Raw genomic sequence first — 20,380 nt, 5'->3', positions numbered from 1 at the left:
GAAGGACATGAGCTACACCCCTGCCGAGCAGGCCATCACCTTGCTGATGAACACCCGCCGCGCGATGAACGAGGCGAAGGCGATCATCACCGCCCACATCGACCGGGACCCCGACGGCTTCCTGAAATGGAGCGCCGCCGAGAACGAGGTCGTCGAGCTCCTGGCCTCGCTGGAGCGCGCCCCGGCACTCGAACTCGCACCTCCCCAGCCCCCGGTTCGCATCTCCGACCTCACCGCCCGTACCGCGCCGGAGTTCCTTCTCAAGGCGGCCGACGCCGCCCTGGCGAACCTGCTCAAGGCCGCCGAGCGGGCCGAAGGTCCGGCCGACATGGTCGCCTGCCTGCGAGCGTCGCTGCACGCGGGCCGGCTCCTGCACATCCTCCGGTAGCCGCCATGGTCACCTTCGGAGACATGATCGAGGTAGCCGACGGACACCTGGCCGAAGTCCGCCGGACACTCAACCACCCGACCACCACCGCCCAGGCCCGCCACCCCGCGACAACCTACGAACTGGCCCGCTTCACCCACGTCCTCATCCGCTACACCGACCAGATAGCCGCGGGCTTCGGCACGCCCTACGAGCACGACACCGGCATCCAAGACGCCGCGCGCCGAGCAGGCGCACTCCTCCGCCAAGCGCAAGAACTTCTCGGACCACCAGGCTGGAACGAGACCGACGGCCCTCAACTCGCCAAGCACCTGCGCGGAACGTCCCTGGCCCTGGGATGCGGCCTGGACCTGCTCGACACCCACATCACCAAAACACCGGACCAAGGACAGGTCCTGTCGGCCAACGCCGCCGTCATCGCGGCGACCGACACCGCCCGCTCCCTACTGCACACCCTCAGCCAACACGCCGCAGCAGCAGGACACGTGGCCTTACGCGCCGGACCAGAAGCACACACGGCCGGAAGTCCCCTGCTCAATGCCGCCCTGCTGACCAGCGTGTTCGGTCACGAGCATCCATCCGGCGTCACCGCCATCCCGTTCCGGCACGCACCCGAACGTCTCCCGCCCTCCCACAACGAAGAACGCTCCCAACTCTTGGCGGGAATCGAGCTCAGCCTCCAGCGACTGAACGCCGACACCACTCCCAGCTCCGTCGCGACTTGGCGCTACGTCGCCCGCGCCGCCGCCATCGCCTCCGACATCAACTGCCGTCTCCTCAATCAGCTCAGCCGACGAGCCGAAGAGCTCGAAACCAAGACGACCGCCGAGGCACTGCTCGCGACGAAAAGAGCCATGGGCCACAACGCGAACAAATGGAGAGCGGTGGCCCGCAAACTGCACGATCTCACCGATCAGCACAGCCTGCCCGTGGCGGGCTCCGCCCTGGACGCGGGCGACCTCGTACTACGCCTGGGGCGGCTCACCTTCACCGATCCCGCCTGGCGCCCCCACCACACGGCGACCACCCGACTCACCCCACCCGAACAGATCGCCCCCGGCCCCTCCGACATCAGAACCGTGGCACTGACCGCCCTGAAAGTCACCGACACCTGCAAAGAGATCGCCCGACGCCACCACGCCGCCACCACTGATCTAGCAACGCTCGCCGACCGAACGAGGGGACCAGACAGCCGGCCCGCGATCCCCGAACTGAACCAGTTGTACGAAAACCTTCAAGCCGCAGGCGAAAGAACGCTCACCGAACTCGGCGAAGCCATCCAGCACATGGCCCCCGGCCCACCTGAGCAAGCCGCGGACCTGGCCCTCGTCCAACAGCGCCTCACCGCGACCCGCGCCCTGGCCACCCCACAGCCGACCCCAGCCGCGCTAGCCAGCTCCAGCTTCCCCACCCCGATCACCAAAGCCATCACCCCCGTCCCCACTAAAGAAGGGACCACCAATCAGCCCCCAAGATCCGCCGCCCCGAAGGGACGCTCCCCCAGATGACATCCACCGGAGGCCGCCATCAACACCCGTAAGAGCCTCGGAATGTCCGCCGAGCTCCGCCGCGACCTTGACGAACTCACCGAGATCCACACGAACATGCGCTGGCTGGAGTTCAGCCACGAAATCGCCCCCGCCCCACGCGACGCGAACGACTACCAGATGCTCGTGAAAGACCTCACCACCCTCGTCGACCGCCTGTCATCCCGCCTGACCAGCACAACTTCCAGCACCCCCACGCCAGCTCTGGACTTCCCGACCCCCATCAACCAGGCCCTCGACCAAACCCCGGACAGACCCCAACAGCCGTCCCCGGACGACCGTCCGTTCCGCCTCATCACCTGAACAAGCACACAGGACTGGCTCCAGCACGAGAACCGCGCTGGAGCCGATCCACGCGGGCAAACACAGCGATCAGTGTCCATTCCAGACGAAGGCTTCCTAAGCGCAGCACGGTGATCCACACGATGAAAAAGTTCATCTGAATAGTGATGGTCAAGCTCGTTCGCGCAAGAGGACAACAGCGCTGACGTACTGGTGGTCATTGGCGAGCCCACCGTTGCGGCTGGCTTGCGTCCATGCGTCGCCCTGGCGGTCGGAGCGGGGCTAGGCGAGGTCGAAACCAGCGCAGGTCAGCGGCAGTGAGGAATGGCGCCGCGCGGGCCGAACAGCGGTGGGCTCCGGACATTACTTCGAATCGACCGTCACACTCCGCGCACCGGCAGCCGATGACACATTGATCCATAACACTTGTTTAGGGCACCCGAAATTCTCACCTCGACTTTCACCCTCGAACATAGGATCGACGTTCAGGCCGCTCTCAGGTTTACCTGACTGACGACTTTTCTCAGTTTGCACTGATCATCAGGATGCAAAGGTTCCTTTGCCCTGACTCGTCTGGAGTTGCACGAGAAGTCCAATTAGCTGCTGGCAACGGAGATCATCTCCCCGCCCATGCAGGGCGGACACCCCCTGCCAGAGGAGAAAAGTGCAGCTCAACCAGGTCATGCGAAGCGTGCTCATCACCACCGTCGGTACCGGAAGCGCCCTCGCGCTGTTGGCCGGCGCCGCCAGCGCTTCGCCCGCGCCGAGTGTCCAGGAGCAGATCGACGTCCAGCTCCGCAACTATCCCGGCGGTGTCCAGACCGCTCCCAACGAGGTCTCCTACCGGGGAGGCCAGGTGGTGGTCACCATCCCGGCCAACGCGACGGCGGGCGTGGCCGCCGACCCCTGCGCGGCCAACGCCTACTGCTTCTACGACGGCCGGGATTTCACCGGCCGCAAGCTCACCTTCCGCGACTGCGGCGGGACGCAGTACCTGACCAACTACGGGTTCGGCGACAAGACCTCGTCCTGGCAGAACAAGTCCCTGCACGCCGTGTACGTGTACGACAACGCCACCACTCCGCCGACGCACATGTGGACCGAGGAGAGCGGGGCGGCCACGGCGGTCGTCAGCACCGCGCACTACAACAAGGCCGACTCCTTCTTCACTCGGTGCGGCTGATACGCGGTGAGGACTCCCCAGATGCGAAAACTCATCGCCGCCTTCGGCCTGGCCCTCGCGCTCGGTGCGACCGGTGCCCCGGCGGCCACCGCAGCACCCACGCCCCCGGCCAACCCCTCGCCCTCCGCGTCCACGCCTGCGACCTCGCCGGTCAGCCACTCGCCCTCCGTCACGCCGTCCTCGACCCCGCAGCCCAGTAGTTCGTCCCGCGCCGAGGTGCCGGTGTCGCCGGGCCCCTCGCGGCCGTCCAAGCGTCTGGCGCCGACCAAGCGCCAGGAACTGAAGCGGCTCCTGGAGCAGCGGTCGGGGGCGGACTGCGAGATCCCAGAGAACATCAGCGGCAACATCGTCGGATGCTTCCGCGACGCTCCCTATGAGCGGGTGGCATCCCGGGCACCGGGCGCCACGATGCCCAACTGCCCGGCTCCGGAAGCCTCCGACGCTATTCACTGGACGCGGACGTACTCCTGTTCGCACGTGAAGAAGATCGGCACCTTCGCCCAGGTGCAGCCGACGAAGTTCCTGGGGACGGCGTCCTCGAACTACGCGTGGGAAGAGTGGCTGGACCCCAAGTCGGCCCGCGCATGGAAGCGGACCGTCTACTACCAGAACCTCTACGTCACCGGGGAACTGGTTCCCGACCTCCTCACCACGACGCTCTCGATCGGCTGCACCACCGGCGGCTGCGGAACTCCGGCGCCGGTGACCTTCGCCGCCAAGAAGGGCATTGTCCAGACGCACACGCACTTCATGGAATCGCCCGGGTCCGGAGTCGCCTACCCCAACCCGCAGACCAAGATCGAGATCGCTTATCCCGGCGCCAAGATCACCGGACTGGACAAGTACCTCGGCCCGCCCACCGGAGTCCGCTGCGACAGCCTCACCGACGTCACCCGCTCCAAGAAGCCGGGCTGCGTCTACCACTGGTACACGCCGGTCTACGAGGTCGACTACAACGGGCCCATGCCGACCATCGCCCAGAACATCCTGTTCGGCCAGCTCGGGCTACGTAGCCACGCCGGCTTTCCCGGCAACAGCACCACGCCGGGCGGACAGCCCCTGGTGCGCGGCCCGGCGAGGTACACCTACAAGGGTGTGGACAAGGAGTTCAGCAGGTGGAGTCGTGAAGTCTCCTGTCCCGGCAGTCTCATCAAGCCGCCGGGACAGAGCTGCGACGAATACCCCTTCGCGTCGACCTGGAACGGTGCCCACTGGGTGGGAGCGGACGAGTGGACCTGCCGGTTCGTCCCCATCCCCGAACAGGACTACCAGGCGATCGACATTCAGGACTTCACCGACAACAACCGAGTGTGGCGCAACCCCGACGGCAAGACCGTCGAAACCACCGGGGCCGGTCTGCAAGGCTCATTCTGGGTGGCGGTGAAGAACGCTCCCAGCACCCCGCCGTCCTTCAATCAGTGCCAAAAGCATATGTAACCTCACCATGACTGCCAGCCGCCCCACCGTTCCAGGTCGGGCGGCTGGCCCATATCCCCGAGCGATACGGAGCCACCATGACCCCCCAACTCCTCGACAGCCACACTGAAATCGCCACCACCGGCCACGGCATGTTCGGCTTCTACGACGAAGAAGGCACCTACCCCGAACCTCCACCCCGGCACGGCGACGAGTGGCACACCACTTCCAGCGGTGCCGTCCACATCTACCCGGCATGCCAGCACACCGCGCCCGTCATCCGCTTCGAACACTGGGACCGGCTACCGCCGCATGACGTCTACGACAAACTCGACCTTCCCGAAGTCGCAGCCACACTCCCATTTGAAATCAACGGAGAAGGATCCCTGGGTTTGATGGCGGTGGCCGCCGGAGCCGATCCCGGCGTGTTCGAAATCCCTCCAGGCCGCTACCACCTCCAACTGCTCGGATACCGGCGCTCGCTCGCAGTCGCCAAGGAACACGACCTCCAAGCGCGCAACGCCGACGATGAGGAATGGGAGCAGGCCCAAGGCATCGAACTGTACGTCGCCCGCTTCTGGTCGGCCCCAGCAGAACCCATCACCGAGCCGCAGACGCCCACCGACACCGCAACCGACCGGCACATCGACATCGTCCACGCCTGGGCAAGAAACCAAGGCATCCCCATCGACGACAACACCAACGACGCATGGGAGGCGGCACACGCGACCGACATCCGGGCCTGGTACGAAGGCCAGGGAATCCCGATCAACGAGTTCGGCCGCATCCCCGGGCACATGGTTGACAAGTACGTGACGGAGGTATACCTAGCCGGGGGACAGGAATGAGCGGCGACCTCAATGGCCGGTCAACGGCTGCCATGGCAGCGCCAACGTCACCGCGATGAAGTACCTGCCCACTGCCCATCTCAGCCGATTTGTCCTAAAGGCTGTCCCGTAACGGTGGACGATTTTGGTCGTTGATCTTGGCGTGGAGCAGGTGATCAGGGCCGATCAGGATGAGTGGGTGCCGGTGTTCACCGGCCTGTCGGTGCGGCAGTTCCGTCGCCTGGTGCGGATCGTGGCAGGTCGGGGTGGTGAGCAGACCGGGACCGGGCGGCGGTGGAGTCTGCCGCTGGCCGACCGGGTGCTGCTGATCGCGGTGTACTACCGCACCAACCTCACGCTGCGGCAGGTCGCGCTGCTGTTCGGAGTGTCCAAGTCCGCTGCGCACCGCGTCGTCGACCACCTAGCGCCGCTGCTCGCACTGGCGCCGGTCACCCGCCGGCACAGCCCCGACACGGTACTGATCGTGGACGGCACGCTGGTTCCCGTCCACGATCGGACGGTCACCGCCTCGTCCAAGAACTACCGGTACTCGGTGAACATGCAGGTGGTCATCGACGCCAACACCCGGCTGGTGGTACCGGTCGGACGTCTGGTGCCGGGCAACCACAATGACTGCACCGCCTTCCGCGATTCAGGTGCCGATGCCGCGTGCCGGGGTGCGTACGTGATGGCCGACGGCGGCTACCAAGGAAACCGGCAGGTCATCATGCCCTACCGGCGGCCCCGCGACGGCAGCGAACTGCCGACCTGGAAACATGAACTCAACACCGTTCACAAACGGGTGCGCGCCCGCGTCGAGCACGCCTTCGCGCACATGAAGTGGTGGAACACCCTGCGCAACTGCCGTCGTAAACGCGACGGCGTCCACCATGCCACCCGCGGCATCGCCCTCATGCGCATCCTGACGATGGCCGGCTGACCCCAACCTGGAGCGGCAGGTCACCGACAGCACGCCCAGCCCACCTTCTCCATCATTACGGGACATCCCTTAGCCACTCAGCAATTCGGCTGTTCGGAGAACGCCGATAGCCGTTGCAATAAGCTCCACGACCACGGCCAGGGTAACGGCCTGGACCACGAGGTCAGTCCAGAGGACGTCGCGATCATCGGACCGAAACAGGGACCAGATCTTGATGACGGAGAACACCACCAGACCGACACCGGCGAGCAGCGCTCCCGCCCCCCAGAGGACATCCGACAAATCGTCTCCTGCTGCGCCGCCGACACCTGAGTCACCACCCATGATGATCGTCTTTCGGAGCCGGGACAAGGATTCCTGAAAGAGTTGGAGCAGAAGACCACTAAGGACCGCCTCACAGGACGCACAGAGAGATATACCCTACAGAAAACGCATTCTGTCTATAGCACCTCTTCTTTGGGTGCCCTAGTGCAGCAGGCCGTCGGCTACGGGGCGGAGGCAAGAGCACGGGACTCGGAAACTGGACCAGGTGCTGGACCGGTTGGACTGGAGGCTGCTGGAACTCCTGCAGGTTGACTTCCGCGCCAACTACGTCGCGCTGGCTACTCGAATCGGCCTATCCCGAGCGGCCACCCGTGCGCGGTGGCGCTGTTGCGGACCGGCGCGGTTTGCGCTCTGGTGATCTCTGGCCCGATCTGCATCGGACTGCCAGCACGCGCAGTGTTCGTGACCACCACCTCCGCTGGCCGCGCTGGTGGTTCAGAGCCTGGCGGACTCCCCGCCCTTCCCCCCAGCCCGGGGCTGCCCGCACATCCCCCGCCGACGTACTTCTGCTCATGAGGCCACCGTGGAGATCGCCATGAGCAGTGCCACCCTTGGCCGACGCCCCGCTTTGTAGGAAGTGATCCATCTGACTCTCGAGCAGAGTCACCTGGCGGCCATGGACGGTCAGGCCGACATCGACGACGAGGCACTGCCAGTAAATTCGAGAGCCGAGCCGCCTATTCCCGCAAGGGCTGTCCCTTTCGGGAAGGTGTCACTATGATCAAAAGGTATTCTCTGTTCTGGGAGTGCTCATGGCTTGGCGGATCAAGGTCACTCTTACGGCTCTCGCTGTGGTACTCGGCGGTGTGACTGCAGGATGCGGGGGTGAGCGCTCCTTCGCTGAGGACCCAAAAAAGCCGGGCCCTCCAGCCGGTTTTTGCAGTGGCTTCGCAGACGTCCAATCCTTGACCGTCGAAAGAAGTTCACCCGCTAGACAGCGAAAGTTCATCTTCCCTTCCACTGCAACGGGGGGAGATGTCGGGACCATCAAAGCCCTGGCTGCCATAATCTGCTCGCTGCCCGTCGTGAAGGAGGCCCCACGCTCCTGCCCGATTGACTATGGGATTCAATATCTTCTTCATTTTCGGACCAAAGATAGAGGTGTATTTAAGGTCGAAATCGACGGAGGTGGATGCCAGGATGTCTTGAGCAGCGGAGTGGTGCGCACGGCCATTGCATCGGCGGATTTCTGGCCAGCGCTCGGAAGGGCGATAGGCATCCAGCGCGCCGACGTAAGGGTTTTTATGGGGACACAATAGAGAACTCTCTGGAGCCTGGGCCGGAACTGGCCACTTTCGGACACCGCTGGGGATCTTGACAATACAGGAACATGATTCATATTGTCCCTTCCGTCATCGCCAGTAAGGAGGCTGTCAGATGGTGTTTATGAAAGTACGCAGGGTGGGCATGACGGCCGGGGTGAGCTCTTTGTTTGCGAGCATGCTGGTTCCGCCGGCATCCGCTGAAGTCCACACCTGGATCTCATCGATCAACAATCCCGGCTGCGCCCTGGGAACCAGTGTCAAGGCCCCTCGCAATGACCTCATATCCGCGAGCGACACCCCCGAAAAGCTACGCGAAGAGGGAGTTCATCTCTCGAAAGAGGCCATCAGGCTGATGGCCTCAAAGAAGCCGCGTTGGCTCCGATCGATCCAGTGTTCCCAAGGCCCCAAGCGCGAACTGCCCACGCTAAAGCCCTCTCGCCAGCACACCGAGGGCGCCCTCGCCGATATGTCAACCAACTGGGCGGGGTACAAGGCCGAGGGAGGCAAGCAGTATACCGACGTATCCGCCCGCTGGAAGGTTCCGGCGGTAACGCTGCAAAACCAGAACGGCATGTCAGCGATCTGGCCTGGGATTGGAACTGGTATAGCGAGCGACGACCCCTTGATCCAAGCTGGAACAACCCAGGAGGGCACGTACTCCTCCGGCAAAATGAGTTACAAGTACCGCTTTTGGTACGAGGCAGTACCCTACGACCCGGCCATGGTGTTCGTGAATCTTGCGGTTAAGCCCGGGGACGAGGTCTACGTCGCGATCTCCCGAACGACCACCTACGCCTACTTCACGATATACAACCTAACCGCCAATGTGGCCACCAACATTCAGCGCAACTTCAATCAAACGATTCCCGAGACGAGCGGCGTCGTGGAGTGGGTGAACGAACGCGTCCGATGGTCAAATCGCAAGCTTTCGCTACAGCCCAAGTACAGCATCATGCATATGACGAACGCAACCGCCTCATATCTGAATACGGACGGCGTATTTCACGATCCAGCGTCTCCAATTGCCCTAAATGCCCAACCCGTAACCATGACGGGATGTGACCTGAAGACCATCCTGGCGACAGCGGGGCCACTTTACGTGGAGGGCGAACCATACGCAGGACTCGATACAACCTGGAAGGGATACGGGAAAGAAGAGGTGTGCCAGTAGGACTTTGCTGGGTGGTGTCGTAGGGCAGCTAGATGGCCGGGGGGACGCTGACCACCGCGCCGGTGACCGTACCAGCGACCTTCCGCCCTCCCGCCCACCGTCCGCGCGGCGGAAAATTCACCATGAAGCTCACCATCACCACGCGCTCAGTCCCCACACTGACCACGACCTTCACCCTGCCGGTCGTCGCGCCGCCGCCCCGCCCCAAGCCCGAACGCCCTGTCAAACCGGCCCTGCGCCTCTCTTCCAGGAACCTCTGCAGGTGCGCGAGGATGAGCCTGGCGAGGTGGATGGGCTGGAGTTTGGACGGCGGGCGGACAAAGTGGGCCGAATCCCGTCACAGTAGGCGCATGGGAAGGTCTTCACAGCGGGCTGCGGGCGGTCATCGGCTCTGGATGCAGGGCGGAGCCAGTGTGAAGGGGGCCAGGCCGGTGCGGCGGCTGGCCGCCGACATCACCGGCCACGCCGCCCGGCGCGGCCTGGAGTGGGCGGGGTGGGAGTTCGCCACCGGCACGGCGGTGCCCGGCGACTGCGAGGGAATGTCGGCGCGGTCGCCGGTGGAGGTGGAGGTCGCCGGCGCCAGGTTCGGGTGGCAGGACCGGCAGACCGGCGCGGTGCGGGCCGCGGTGGTGCTGCGCGAGGTGGTGACGCCCCGCAAAGGATGGCACGGCGAGCAGCTCAGGTGTGCGTGGGCGCTGGTCGCCGAGGCCGACCAGCCGTGGACCCATCAGGCTCCGTGCCCGTCATGGGCGCTGGGGCTGGCCGGGGTCCGGCTCCCCGACAAGCGCTCACCGATACCCGATGCGCCAGGGCTGCCGCCCGGCGATGAGACGCTGGACCACCAGCCGCCTCCGGTGGCGGTCCTGGCCCTGGAGACCTACCCGCCCCAGCAGGTGGACCAGATGCTGGCGCGCATCACCGACCCCGCCCGGGACGAGGGCCTGCTGGTGGTCACCATCGACCGCGGTTTCGAGGGCGCGTCTGTGATGAACGGGGCGACATGGCCGGGGCTCATCACGATGCTGCTGCTGACCGAGGAAGGCCGCCAGATCCTCAGCAACCGCCTGCCTGAGCGTCAGGTACCCGCCGGCGGCGGCCGCTGGTACTCCCCCGCCGTCGACCGGCCCGACGACCAGATCCTGGGGCCCGGCCAGGTAGTACGCGACAGTGTGTGCCACCGCCTGACCGACCAGGTCCTCACCGCACGGTCCAGAACCGCCCCGGCGGGGTTGGCCGCCGACGCCGCGGTACTGCTGACCGACCCCGCCGCGCCACTCCCCGCCGCCTGCGCTCCTCCCCCGCCCGACCCCGACACGGTAATCAACGACCTGGCCCGGCAACTGGCCCAGGCCCGCGACGGCCGCGCCACCGCTGAGGCCCACGCCGCAGACCTGGGCGCCGAGCTGGACAAGGCCACCGCGCTGCTGCGCGACCGCGAACAGGAGCTCCAGCAACTGGCCGCTCGGCTGCAGGAACAGCACGCGGCCACCGACGCCTACGCCGCCGCGGCGGCCGCGGCCGAGGAGGAACGCGACCTGGCGGTGCGCCACCGCGGCATCGCCGAACTGCGCCTGGCCCACGCCCACTCTGCCAACCGCCCCGCCGACCGCCCCGCCGACCGCCCCGCAGGTCGACCCGCCCGGCCCGAAGACCCCGAGCTGCAGGACCCCGGTCTGCAGGACCTCCAAGCGCCGGACGACTTCGCCACCCTCCTCCAGGAGGCCGCCGACCGGTTTCCCCTGCTGGTGTTCGACGCCCTGGAGATCTAGGCCGCCACCGCCCTGGACGCGCACCCTCTCGCGGCGGCCTGGCGCCGCAAGACCATGGACGCCCTGGCCACGCTGCACGCCTACGCCCAAGCGCAGCGGAACGGCCGCGCTGCCGGGGACCTGCGGACCTTAGTGCGCACCGGCGGGCCGGGCGTCCTGATCAGCGCCAGCATCCTGGCCTCGGGCGAGCACGAGGGCGTGCAGGCCGGCGAGCGGTTCCGCCGGGCGCGGACCTTCCCCGTCCGGCCCGCGACCCGCCCTTCCGGGAGGGCGTTCTTCGGCGCCCACATCCGGCTCGGCTCAGGCCAACCCCCCCGCACCCCGCCTGCACCTGCTCGACGACACCGCCCGCACCGGCGTCATCTACATCGGATACATCGGCGCGCACCTGCCCAACAAGCGCACCAACTGACCCGAGCCGATAGCCCGAGCGGGTGCTTCGATGCCGGTCGCCAGTGTCGCTGGTGGTGACCGGATTCCGTGGTGGAAGCGAGAAGCCGCTGCGCCTAGCGGCCCTGGCGGCGAGGCTGTACCCCCGCCCGCCCACCACGTGAGAAGCCCGCCGCAGATGCGCCGGGACCACCATCCCCGTCGGGCGTGCGGCCTCGCCCGCCCCGCTCCCGAGCCGTGCGCCGACGCCTGGAGCGATGTGCGCGACCGGCCACGGGTCCCGCTGCGGGTGTGGAGCCCCGGGCAGGGCTGGCAGGTGACCGCCTGGGTGCACGACCGGCAGAGCGCGGTGGTGCTGGCCGCAGACCTGCAGATCGGCGTGCCCTGCTCGCACTGGCCATGGGGCGATGCCCACAACGCCGACCGGGTCCGGGTGGATGTGTTCCCCGGCTACTCGGCCGCCGAGTGCTACGCCGCCCCGGACGCCTGGTGAAGCAAGCTGTACCACCCCGACCAGCAGCCCGACCGCGACGCGGCGACCGCCGACCGCGCCCGGCGGGCCCGCACCACCTCCAGCCGGCGCGGGCAATGCCACAGGGCCAGCGAGCTGGTGTGGAGCTGGGACCTGTGCCAGAACTGCTACCAGGCGTCGCAGTTCGACCCGCCCGAGACCAAGTTCTGGCCCGACCCGCCCGAGACCGACCGCGACCCCGACCTGGACGACGACCAGACCGAGGTGCGGAAGTCGACGCTGCACGGAGAGTAAGATCATGATCCGGCCTCAGACCGCCGACACCACCGCCGTCCGCGCGATGATTAAGCCCTACCGCGCCGAACGCGCCGCCGGCACCCCCAACGAGAGGCGCGCGGCCGCGCTGGCGGTCGAACAGCTGCGCGCCATGGTCGCCGCCGCGGGCGGCCCGGTGCGCCCCGGCTCCCCGCGGCCGGTGCCGCGCTCGGGCGCGCTGGTGCTGCGCGACCGGGTAATGCTGGTGCTGGGCTGGGCGATGATGGCCCGCCGCTTCGAGCTGGCCGCGCTCGACCTGCCGGATGTGCGCGAGGTCGCGCACGGCTTGGAGGTCACCGTGCGCACCTCCAAGACCGACCCGCTCGCCCAGGGCCGCATCGCGGCCATCCCCTACGGACCGGACCCCACCACCTGCCCGGTCCGCCTCACCCTGGCCTGGATCGCGCTGCTGGCCGAGCACCAGATCACCGCCGGGCCGCTGCTGCGCCGCATCGACCGGCACGGCCGCATCGCCGGAACCCCCGACGTCGTGCTGTCGGGCAGCGGCCCGGCCGACGGGCGGCTGACCGGCCGCAGCATCGGCGCCCTCGTCACCGGCGCCGTCCGCCGCGCGGGCCTGGACGCCGAGGCGGTCAGCGGGCACTCGCTGCGCGCCGGCGGCGCCACCGGCGGCAACCTGGTGGCCATCGGCCGCCACGGCGGCTGGGCCGACAGCTCGACCGCCGTACTCCGCTACATCCGCGACGTCGACCGGTGGAAGACGAACCCCCTGCACGGGGCGGGGCTGTAGAACCCGCTCACACCGCCTGCGGCGGCAACCGCAACCCCGCCGGCGGCGCCGACGGATCCACCCCGCCGAAGGACAGCGGCATTGACCAGTCGCGAGGTGCCGAGAGATCGACCGTGCCGCCGGAGAAGGCCGCGTCATAGAAGCTGACTATGCCACCGTCGAAGACCACGCCAGAGAAGTCGAAGTTGCAACTGGGCAGCCGTTGCTCACGGTCGCTGGGCAGCCAACACGTGCCGAAGCGCGGCGATCCCGTCGTGCCAGGGCCGATCCTCTGGCGACTCGGCCCACAACTCTTTCACCTGGGAGTCGGGCGCCACGATGCGATCCAGTGCCCTGACAGCCAGCAGCGCCAGCTCGTGAGGCAGCGGAGGCAAAGGTTTCTCCGGACCGTAGATCGAGTCGGTTGGCGATCCGCCCGGAAGCTGGGCTGCGATCACAGCGGCCGCGGCGACTGCCGGATCGGCCAAATGGCTGCTGGTGTTGTTGCCCGGCGCCACCACCGTCTCCAGAACCTGGGTGATCACCTCAACGTGCTGCCCAGCGGGAAGCGTGTCCAGTGTCCCGGCAAAGTCTGCGGCATGATCGTTATCGAAGGCTCCGGGGCCCCAGGTACCCATCTGATGCTCGCCTCCTGAGATCCGTTCGCGACTGCAAGCAAGCTGCCAGGATCATCCCAGATGGACGCAAGACACATACAGCATGCCCTGGGAATTTCAGATCCCAGCTCCCTGAGAATGTACTGCTCCCAACCGGGTATTCCGCAGCCGGTGTAGCGGCCCACTCTATCCTTAGGTCGAGTGGCTTAATAGCAGTACAGGTGTGCGGCACGGAGGCAGGCAGCCCGCCACTGTCGAGATGAGGCAGATCCTCCTCCAGCAGACAGGTCCCGAAATCTGTCGGCGAGACACACCAGTCGCGCCAGGCAAAAGGCCAGTGTCTCCAGGTGGGTGAATGGCGCGATGATCGGCAAACGCCGAGGAAATGGCATAGCCTTCATCGCGTTCTTCGCCCGGCCAGTCATAGAATTGCTCCTAGAGCAGCCGTCCCGCCTAGGGCGCACTGCTGCGCCTAGTGAGCCGTGACTCGGATGCTCCTGTCATCCCCTGTCTCCTTTCTCAAACAGCCTTTTTCCTTGCTGCCGCCCGGTCACAGCCGGATACGGGCTAGTGAACATCCACCGGTTCACCCGGTTATTCAACAACCTGAGCACTAGAGAGCGGCTACCTGATGTCGCCATGGCCGCTTTCTGAAGGGCCCTGTCACCTAGAAATCGGAACGATTTCTACCACTTCGCCCCTTTTGCAAGAAGCAACGATGACACGTTCCATTGATTTTGATTGACAGGCGCGAATCGGTGGGGCATGGTCGATCCCAGTGACTTTAGTTGATGAGTGAGGCTCTCGTCAGCTACTCAAACCGGGGAGGCCGCATGGGCACAACGAGACCGCTGACCGGTGCCGTCGCGCGCGTTGAGCAGCGTCGACGCCAGGAGTCCCTGCTTCGGCTCCGCTGGGAGCTGGCACGCATCGGGATGCGCGTCTACCTGCGCAAGCCGCGCAACGGCCGGTGGAAGTTGACCGTCCGCGTCCCCGGCTGGACCGAGACCGTCCTGTGCGCCGGGGCCGAGGACACCTACGCCTACGTCACCACGCACGGTCGTCTGCTCGGTCCGGTCAGCGACGTCCGGCGCATCGCCCAGGTCCTGTCCTGGATGGTCGAAAGGAGGCGACGGTGAACCCCGGCGCCTATCGACCTGCAAGTCCTGAAGACGCCGCGTTACTTGCGCCGGGGCCGAAGCGGGAACTGCAGATGACGGTGGTCAAGGCCGTCGCGGGTGTGCTGGCCCCGCTGATCGTGGCGCTCGCCGCACTGGGCGGCATCGGATCGTTCGCGACGGTGCGGGCCATGGCGCAGCCGTGGTTCGGGGAGCTGGCCTGGATCGTGCCGATCGGCATGGACGTCGGCGTCCTGGTCCTGCTGGCCTGGGACCTGCTGATGGAGTACCTCGATCTCCCATGGCCGGTGCTGCGCTGGGTGGCGTGGGCCTATATCGCCGGCACGGTGGTGGTGAACGTCGTTGCGGCGGGTGGGGACCTGGCGGGCAGCGTGCTGCACGCGGCGATGCCCGTCTTGTTCGTCACCGTCATGGAAGGCGTGCGGCACCTGATCCGGCGGCATGTCGGTCTGGCGACCGGCACCCGGCTGGAGCGCATTCCGGCAGCGCGCTGGATGCTCGCGCCGATCTCCACCGCCTTGCTGTGGCGCCGCATGGTCCTGTGGCACATCACCACCTACCGCCAAGGTCTGGAACTGGAGCAACGGCATCTGCTCGCCGTCGCCCGGCTCCAGCAGCAGTACGGGCGGCTGGCCTGGCGGTGGCGCGCTCCGCTGGTGGAACGGCTCGCGTTGCAGCGCCTTCCGGCCGAAGCGGCCACTATCGCCCTGCCTGCGGGCAGCGGTGATGAGCACCCTGATCACTGTTTGCCTGAGTGGCTGGACAAGGACTTGCTCGACGCCGCTCAGCACGTGCTGGCGGAAGCGCGCAGGCAGGGCGTCCGGCTCAACCGGACCGACTTCGGCGGGCGGCTGCGCGAACGCGGGTTCAGCATCGCCAACGAACGGCTCGCCGAGCTGCGGACGATCGCGGAGACCAAGCCGCTGCGCGAACTGGTGCAGCGTGATCCCGGACGCTCCGTCGCCCGCAAGGAGGTGGAGGAGTGACCGGTACGAGCGGCCAAGTCCAGCAGCTCGTCGCTCTCCAGGAGGCCGAGCTGGTCCGGCTGGCCAGGGAAGATCTGCCTTGGGTCCACTGGCTGGATGCAGCGGCCCGCTATGGAAGGTATGGGTTCGGCAACACCTTGCTCATCCGCGCTCAGCTCCCCGAAGCCACCGATGTGCGTTCCTTCGGGAGCTGGAAGGCGGCGGGGCGCCGAGTCCGCAAGGACGAGACCGCGCTCAAGGCCGTCGTGAAGAACGAGATGCGCTCGCTCTTCGACATCAGCCAGACCGAGGGCTCACCCCTCCACCAGGCACAGCGGTGTTCCCCGACGGAGGCGTGGGAGGCGCTTCGCGACGCCGCCAAAGCCTTGAACCTGTACGTGGATCGCGATACTCGCTGGCGCTACACCGGCCGCCCCGACCGTGTGATCAGCGTCGACTCTGAACTCCGCGACGCCGAAGCCGCTCGGATCCTGGCTCACCAGCTCGCGCACGTGCTGCGACGGGGCGACCGGATGGACCGGGCCGCTGATCTGGTCGGTTGCCATGGCCAGCGACGTGTTGAGGCCGACTCGGTGGCTTATCTGCTGTTGAGCCATCTGACCGGTGCCCCACCTGAGATCGAGTTCCCCCGAATGACCGTCTGGGCCGGGACCGATGCTCGGGCACGGCCCGTCGCCTCGATCCGCATGGCCTGTGATCGGCTGCTCCGGACCGCGTCGCAGGTGCGACGACGTCTGCCGGACCGGCCTGTCTCCGTCGCGTCGTCTCCCTCGGCGCCACGGGCGGTGGCGCCTTCACCCCGTGGTGCTTCGGAGGTGTCCCGAGAAGAACTGTTCGCGATCAACGCTGCCGCGCACACCTTCTACCGCGATCTGCTGCGGAGCGACGACGCGCACCACTACCTGAAGGCGCGCGGCTTCCCCCTCGCTGTCCAGGAAAAGTGGCAGATCGGCTACTCGCCGCCGCAGACGCCCAGCCCGCTGGTCGCGTACCTGCGCACCCTTCGGCATTCCGACCAGGCCATCGTCGCGTCCGGACTGGTGGTGCGCACCCACGACGGGCGGTTGCGCGACAGGTTCCGCAACCGGATCACCTTCGCCATCCGTGACGCCGAGGGACTGGTCCGCGGCTTCATCGGCAGACGCTACAAGGGCTCTCTGGGGCCGAAGTACCTCAACAGTCCCGACAGCGCCCTGTTCCACAAGGGCGAACTGCTGCTCGGGCTGCACGAGACGCGTTCCCGGCTCGCCGTCGGCGCCCGCCCGGTCATCGTCGAAGGACCGCTGGACGCCATCGCGATCAACACAGCCTCGACCGGCCATGCGGCGGTCGCACTGTGCGGGACGGCGCTCACCACCGCGCACGTCCAGGCGCTCGCGGCGGTCGGCGATCTCGACAGGAGCGGGGTGGTGCTGGCCCTGGACGGAGACAAGGCGGGACGGTCGGCCACGACGACCGCCTGGCCGCTGCTCGCGCAGGTCAAAGGGCCTACCGGAGCGTTACTTCTTCCCGAAGGCCAAGACCCCGCCGACATCCTGCGTTACCAAGGGTGCATGGCCGTATGCGATTCGCTACAGTCCGAGGTCGCCTTGGCGGACGTGGTCGTCGATGCCGCCATCGAGCGGTTCGGAAGCGATCTCAAGACCACCGAACACCGGTTGGCGGCCGCCCGTGCCGCCGTCTCCCAAGCGGTCCTGGCCCCCGCGGACCAAGCCGCCCAGCAGGCGGCCCGCATCGTCGCACGGACCGGCGTCCCTCCAGCGGTCATCACCGACCTGCTCGTCTCGGCCGTCAGCCCGGAAGCTCCCCCGCCCGCACGGTTAGCAGCCGACGGCTTCCCGGGACCGCCGCTCAGCGGTTCGTCCTCGCCGGCCGACTCCCCTTCCCCGCCGTCACGTGGATCGGGGAAGCCCCGCTCCTTGTGACCCCCTCGCTTTGGAGGCTCCGATCACTGCCAATCACCCCGACCCAATCGCCGAAGGGTTCAATGCGAGCGGGCAACGACTCGTCCAGCTCCTGTACGTCGCCGCCGTAGTGCAACAGAAGGTGGCGCAACAGATCACCCGCAAGCAGGCCGCCAAAGAAGCCCAGGCCAGGGAGCAAGAGGAGCTGGCCGACCGGGAACTCAAGGCGTTGCTGGACGAAGCCCGCGCCAAATGGACACCCGCGCATGATCGCAAATGGTTGAAACAGGCGGACCTGCTCCAGGTCGGCGAAGCGTGGGCGGCTGCGATTCCCTACGCCGGCCAGCGACCCGATGCCGCCTCGGCCGTCCACAAGTGCGAAGAACGACTGCGAAATCTGCATCCCTACGCCATGCGCCACTACGACCAAGCCCGTGCCGAAGGACACGGTCCGCTGGAAGCCATGCGGGAGGCCGCCCCCTTCTTCGCGCGTGATCCCCGCACGCACGAGGGAGCCTCGGCAGCCAAACCCACGCTTTCCGAGGGAACCGGGCTTCGCTGGGCGGCCGCTGAACACGGACCGGGCCGCGCCGAGTTCGAGCAGGCCCGGCAGGAGCGGCGGGCCGGTCAGATCATCCAGCGGTTGCAGGAGGACCTGCGCTCCAATGGCTGCAACGAGATGGACGCCGTCGAGCTGCGTACCGTCCTAGGCGCCGCTACGAACCTGCCCGAGCACGTCATCACCGCAGCCGTTCAGCCTTACGCCGGGCCTGGACCAACCGCCGTACACACGCCCACCGGTTCCCGGAGCCCCGCTGACGTCTCAGCCGATGGCTTCCCATTCGATGCCCGCCAGGTCCTGCGCATGAACGCTGGCCAGCCATTCGAACAGCCGCGCCAGCACAGGCAGGAGCCGACGATCGACCGCGACCGACACCTCGACCTGTGAGGACCTCGCTCATGGACATGAGAAGCCCTCTCTTCTGGCTGATGCTGCTGGCGATCCTGGCCACGGCGTACGCCGGCCCCACCTTCGTCGCGATCTGCCGCCAGGTGGACGGCATCGGCATCGTGATCATCATCAGCATCTGGGCCATGCTGACCCTGGTCGCGCTTCCCCTTGCCTGGTGGATGGCCTTCACACTTCCACGTCGAAGGCCCTCCCTCCCGCACCCTAGACCCCGAGACGCCCCATACCGGTACCCGCCGCATCCCGGCTGGCGCGACGACCCACACAGTGGACGTCGGTGAAGGGAGCTCGCTCTTGATCACTCAACGGCCCCAGCCCACCGGTCTGTTGCTCCCGTCCGCCGTCGTGGTGTTGATGGTTCTGCTCCCACAACCCGCCGCTGGCGAAGCTCGTGCGCAGACGGTTGTCTCCTGCGCCGAACTCGGGCCGGTAGCCAGCCAGTACGTCAACGGGCCGAAGCTCTGCCGGGACGCCCGGCAAGAGGCGCTGAACAGCCTGAAAAGCGGTAGGAAGCCCAACTGGTCCGAGGTGTTGCGCGGCTCGCTCCGCACCCGCGCCAAGTCTGCTCGGAGAACACCAGCGTGGTCCCAGCGGAAGAGCCAGAAACGCGGTTCTTTCCGAAAGCGAGTCGTCACGTCTCGCCCGCCAGCCAAGCGGCAGACCAAAGCACCCCGCGCCGCTGCACCTACCTCCAACGAACGTCCAGCACGAACGAGGCCGAGACCGACGCCACCTGCGACCAGCGCGCCGCCAGCATCTCCCAAAGCCGCTACTTCTGCCACACCCACCTGGAGCGCCATTCCTCAAGTGCCTCGCCACGCGACCAGTTCCGACGGTCCTCCGGTTTCCGGCTTCTTCCGCCTGGCGCTGCTGCTGCCCACGCTGTTCGGAATCAGCTACATCATCCGACGAGCCCGCCGTCGTATTCCTCATGAATCATCACCGGCAGCACCAGCGTTGGTGCCGTCACTTCAACCGGACCCGTTCGCGTGGCCTCGGCTCGCCTTCACCGGATCCGGCGGCTCCGCGGCCGTTCGTGCGCTCGTTCTGGCCATACTGACCGAACGCTCCGGCGAGCCGACTGAGATCGTCATCCAGCGCCCTGACGCCGAAGAGCTGCTCGGTATCGGCCCGGAAGACCTCGTTAACGAGCAGGTTCCCGGCCTGACCTTGGTGGAGGACTTCTCCAACGCCGTCAACCGCCTGCGGTTGCCGGGCCCTCGGCGGATCTGCCTCTCCTGCCGTGATGACGTTGGTCTGCTGAACGATGTCCTCGCCCAGCAACCCGGCCGGGCAGCCGTGATCAGCTTCTCGCCCTGGCGCTATGAGAGTGCCGAAGTCGATTCGAGTGGTGCGGTCACCGCTGTGTCCCTTCCTGAACTTCTTGCCTACCTGCCCGAAACGATGGCACTCCTGGACCGAGCAGAGTGCTTCGGTCGTCTGATGGAGCTGCCTACCGTCGCCAAATCCGAGGCCGATTGCTCTCCTTGAGGGACCGTCCATCAGCCCGTCACGGAGAAACAACCGGGCCAGTGTGCTCTAGAGATCCAAGCGTCCATCCTTGACGCCCGCCATGATGAGCGTCCAAGTGGAGTGTGAAAGGACCAGCGCGCCGCCGTCCGGGTTCTTCGAGTCGCGCACGCCCACCGTCCCAGGAAGCGGCGCGACCTCAACGCATCCCTGCCCGGCGTCGCTGCGGACGCTCTTGCGCCATGCCGCACGCTGGTAGGCCATGTGAGCCATTC

23 protein-coding genes are annotated in these 20,380 nt (G+C 66.8%); 19 read left to right on the top strand and 4 right to left on the bottom strand.

From position 1 onward, the window contains the following. Positions 1-7: 7 nt before the first annotated feature. From AH6_RS14450 to AH6_RS14415, 7 genes are all read left to right on the top strand, one after another. Positions 8-388, top strand: a complete 381-nt coding sequence (locus AH6_RS14450; protein ID WP_067479533.1) for a hypothetical protein — start codon at positions 8-10, stop codon at positions 386-388. Positions 389-411: 23 nt separating this feature from the next. Further along, on the top strand, positions 412-1,896 hold the full coding sequence (locus tag AH6_RS43730) for a hypothetical protein (protein WP_157431474.1): 1,485 nt from the start codon (positions 412-414) through the stop codon (positions 1,894-1,896). 42 nt (positions 1,897-1,938) lie between these two features. Continuing rightward, a complete protein-coding gene (locus AH6_RS14440) occupies positions 1,939-2,238 on the top strand; it encodes a hypothetical protein (RefSeq protein ID WP_067479529.1) in 300 nt (99 codons plus the stop codon). 643 nt (positions 2,239-2,881) lie between these two features. Next, positions 2,882-3,400: a peptidase inhibitor family I36 protein gene (locus AH6_RS14435; RefSeq protein ID WP_067479527.1), complete on the top strand. Its 519-nt coding sequence runs from the start codon at positions 2,882-2,884 to the stop codon at positions 3,398-3,400. Between the two features lie 21 nt (positions 3,401-3,421). Next, positions 3,422-4,837, top strand: a complete 1,416-nt coding sequence (locus AH6_RS14425; RefSeq protein ID WP_157431473.1) for a NucA/NucB deoxyribonuclease domain-containing protein — start codon at positions 3,422-3,424, stop codon at positions 4,835-4,837. 77 nt (positions 4,838-4,914) lie between these two features. Next, on the top strand, positions 4,915-5,664 hold the full coding sequence (locus AH6_RS14420; protein ID WP_067479521.1) for a hypothetical protein: 750 nt from the start codon (positions 4,915-4,917) through the stop codon (positions 5,662-5,664). A 142-nt stretch (positions 5,665-5,806) separates the two neighbouring features. Beyond that, entirely contained in the window at positions 5,807-6,583 is a 777-nt protein-coding gene (locus tag AH6_RS14415; RefSeq protein WP_083982814.1) for a transposase, read from the top strand. Between the two features lie 69 nt (positions 6,584-6,652). On the opposite strand, the gene AH6_RS14410 is transcribed toward AH6_RS14415, so the two are convergent. After that, the gene (locus tag AH6_RS14410; RefSeq protein ID WP_157431472.1) at positions 6,653-6,907 is read right to left on the bottom strand and encodes a hypothetical protein; all 255 of its coding nucleotides are present in this window, start codon (positions 6,905-6,907) and stop codon (positions 6,653-6,655) included. A 205-nt stretch (positions 6,908-7,112) separates the two neighbouring features. Between AH6_RS14410 and AH6_RS47085 the strand changes: the two genes are divergently transcribed. The 6 genes from AH6_RS47085 (at position 7,113) to AH6_RS14390 (ending at position 13,040) form a co-directional block, all read left to right on the top strand. Further along, complete coding sequence (locus AH6_RS47085) at positions 7,113-7,265, top strand: AsnC family transcriptional regulator (RefSeq protein ID WP_169807856.1); 153 nt, start codon at positions 7,113-7,115, stop codon at positions 7,263-7,265. A gap of 1,019 nt (positions 7,266-8,284) precedes the next feature. Continuing rightward, entirely contained in the window at positions 8,285-9,343 is a 1,059-nt protein-coding gene (locus AH6_RS42435; RefSeq protein ID WP_083982810.1) for a G1 family glutamic endopeptidase, read from the top strand. Positions 9,344-9,756: 413 nt separating this feature from the next. Then, positions 9,757-11,112, top strand: coding sequence for a hypothetical protein (locus tag AH6_RS14400; RefSeq protein ID WP_067479515.1), 1,356 nt, complete (start codon positions 9,757-9,759; stop codon positions 11,110-11,112). A gap of 568 nt (positions 11,113-11,680) precedes the next feature. After that, positions 11,681-11,995 (top strand): hypothetical protein, encoded by a 315-nt coding sequence (locus tag AH6_RS14395; RefSeq protein WP_157431471.1) that lies wholly within the window; start codon positions 11,681-11,683, stop codon positions 11,993-11,995. 117 nt (positions 11,996-12,112) lie between these two features. Then, the gene (locus AH6_RS43725; protein ID WP_157431470.1) at positions 12,113-12,268 is read left to right on the top strand and encodes a hypothetical protein; all 156 of its coding nucleotides are present in this window, start codon (positions 12,113-12,115) and stop codon (positions 12,266-12,268) included. Positions 12,269-12,272: 4 nt separating this feature from the next. After that, positions 12,273-13,040 carry a site-specific integrase gene (locus AH6_RS14390; protein WP_218005818.1) on the top strand — a complete coding sequence of 256 codons (768 nt, stop codon included), beginning with the start codon at positions 12,273-12,275 and terminating at the stop codon, positions 13,038-13,040. A 7-nt stretch (positions 13,041-13,047) separates the two neighbouring features. Here the strand turns inward: AH6_RS14390 and AH6_RS43720 are convergent, their stop codons facing one another. Both AH6_RS43720 and AH6_RS14385 read right to left on the bottom strand, forming a co-directional pair. Further along, positions 13,048-13,209: a hypothetical protein gene (locus AH6_RS43720; protein WP_157431469.1), complete on the bottom strand. Its 162-nt coding sequence runs from the start codon at positions 13,207-13,209 to the stop codon at positions 13,048-13,050. A gap of 37 nt (positions 13,210-13,246) precedes the next feature. Continuing rightward, entirely contained in the window at positions 13,247-13,657 is a 411-nt protein-coding gene (locus tag AH6_RS14385) for a DUF4259 domain-containing protein (RefSeq protein ID WP_067479510.1), read from the bottom strand. A gap of 812 nt (positions 13,658-14,469) precedes the next feature. On the opposite strand from AH6_RS14385, the gene AH6_RS14380 reads away from it, so the two are divergent. The 6 genes from AH6_RS14380 to AH6_RS14355 all read left to right on the top strand — a co-directional run bounded on the left by AH6_RS14380 (position 14,470) and on the right by AH6_RS14355 (position 20,126). Beyond that, a complete protein-coding gene (locus AH6_RS14380; RefSeq protein ID WP_157431468.1) occupies positions 14,470-14,775 on the top strand; it encodes a hypothetical protein in 306 nt (101 codons plus the stop codon). After that, positions 14,772-15,761: a DUF2637 domain-containing protein gene (locus AH6_RS14375; protein ID WP_157431467.1), complete on the top strand. Its 990-nt coding sequence runs from the start codon at positions 14,772-14,774 to the stop codon at positions 15,759-15,761. The genes AH6_RS14380 and AH6_RS14375 overlap by 4 nt, the downstream gene beginning before the upstream one ends. Continuing rightward, the gene (locus tag AH6_RS14370) at positions 15,758-17,686 is read left to right on the top strand and encodes a toprim domain-containing protein (RefSeq protein WP_067479505.1); all 1,929 of its coding nucleotides are present in this window, start codon (positions 15,758-15,760) and stop codon (positions 17,684-17,686) included. The genes AH6_RS14375 and AH6_RS14370 overlap by 4 nt, the downstream gene beginning before the upstream one ends. Before the next feature lie 10 nt (positions 17,687-17,696). After that, positions 17,697-18,614 carry a hypothetical protein gene (locus AH6_RS43715; RefSeq protein ID WP_067479503.1) on the top strand — a complete coding sequence of 306 codons (918 nt, stop codon included), beginning with the start codon at positions 17,697-17,699 and terminating at the stop codon, positions 18,612-18,614. Between the two features lie 41 nt (positions 18,615-18,655). Further along, entirely contained in the window at positions 18,656-18,916 is a 261-nt protein-coding gene (locus AH6_RS14360) for a hypothetical protein (protein WP_157431466.1), read from the top strand. Positions 18,917-19,442: 526 nt separating this feature from the next. Then, positions 19,443-20,126, top strand: a complete 684-nt coding sequence (locus AH6_RS14355) for a hypothetical protein (RefSeq protein ID WP_157431465.1) — start codon at positions 19,443-19,445, stop codon at positions 20,124-20,126. Positions 20,127-20,174: 48 nt separating this feature from the next. On the opposite strand, the gene AH6_RS14350 is transcribed toward AH6_RS14355, so the two are convergent. Next, entirely contained in the window at positions 20,175-20,369 is a 195-nt protein-coding gene (locus tag AH6_RS14350; RefSeq protein ID WP_307190386.1) for a DUF397 domain-containing protein, read from the bottom strand. Between the last annotated feature and the right edge of the window lie 11 nt (positions 20,370-20,380).

It is taken from the genome of Actinomadura hibisca NBRC 15177 (genome assembly GCF_001552635.1).
GTDB lineage: Bacteria > Actinomycetota > Actinomycetes > Streptosporangiales > Streptosporangiaceae > Spirillospora > Spirillospora hibisca.
This window is presented reverse-complemented; position numbering and strand designations above follow the sequence as displayed.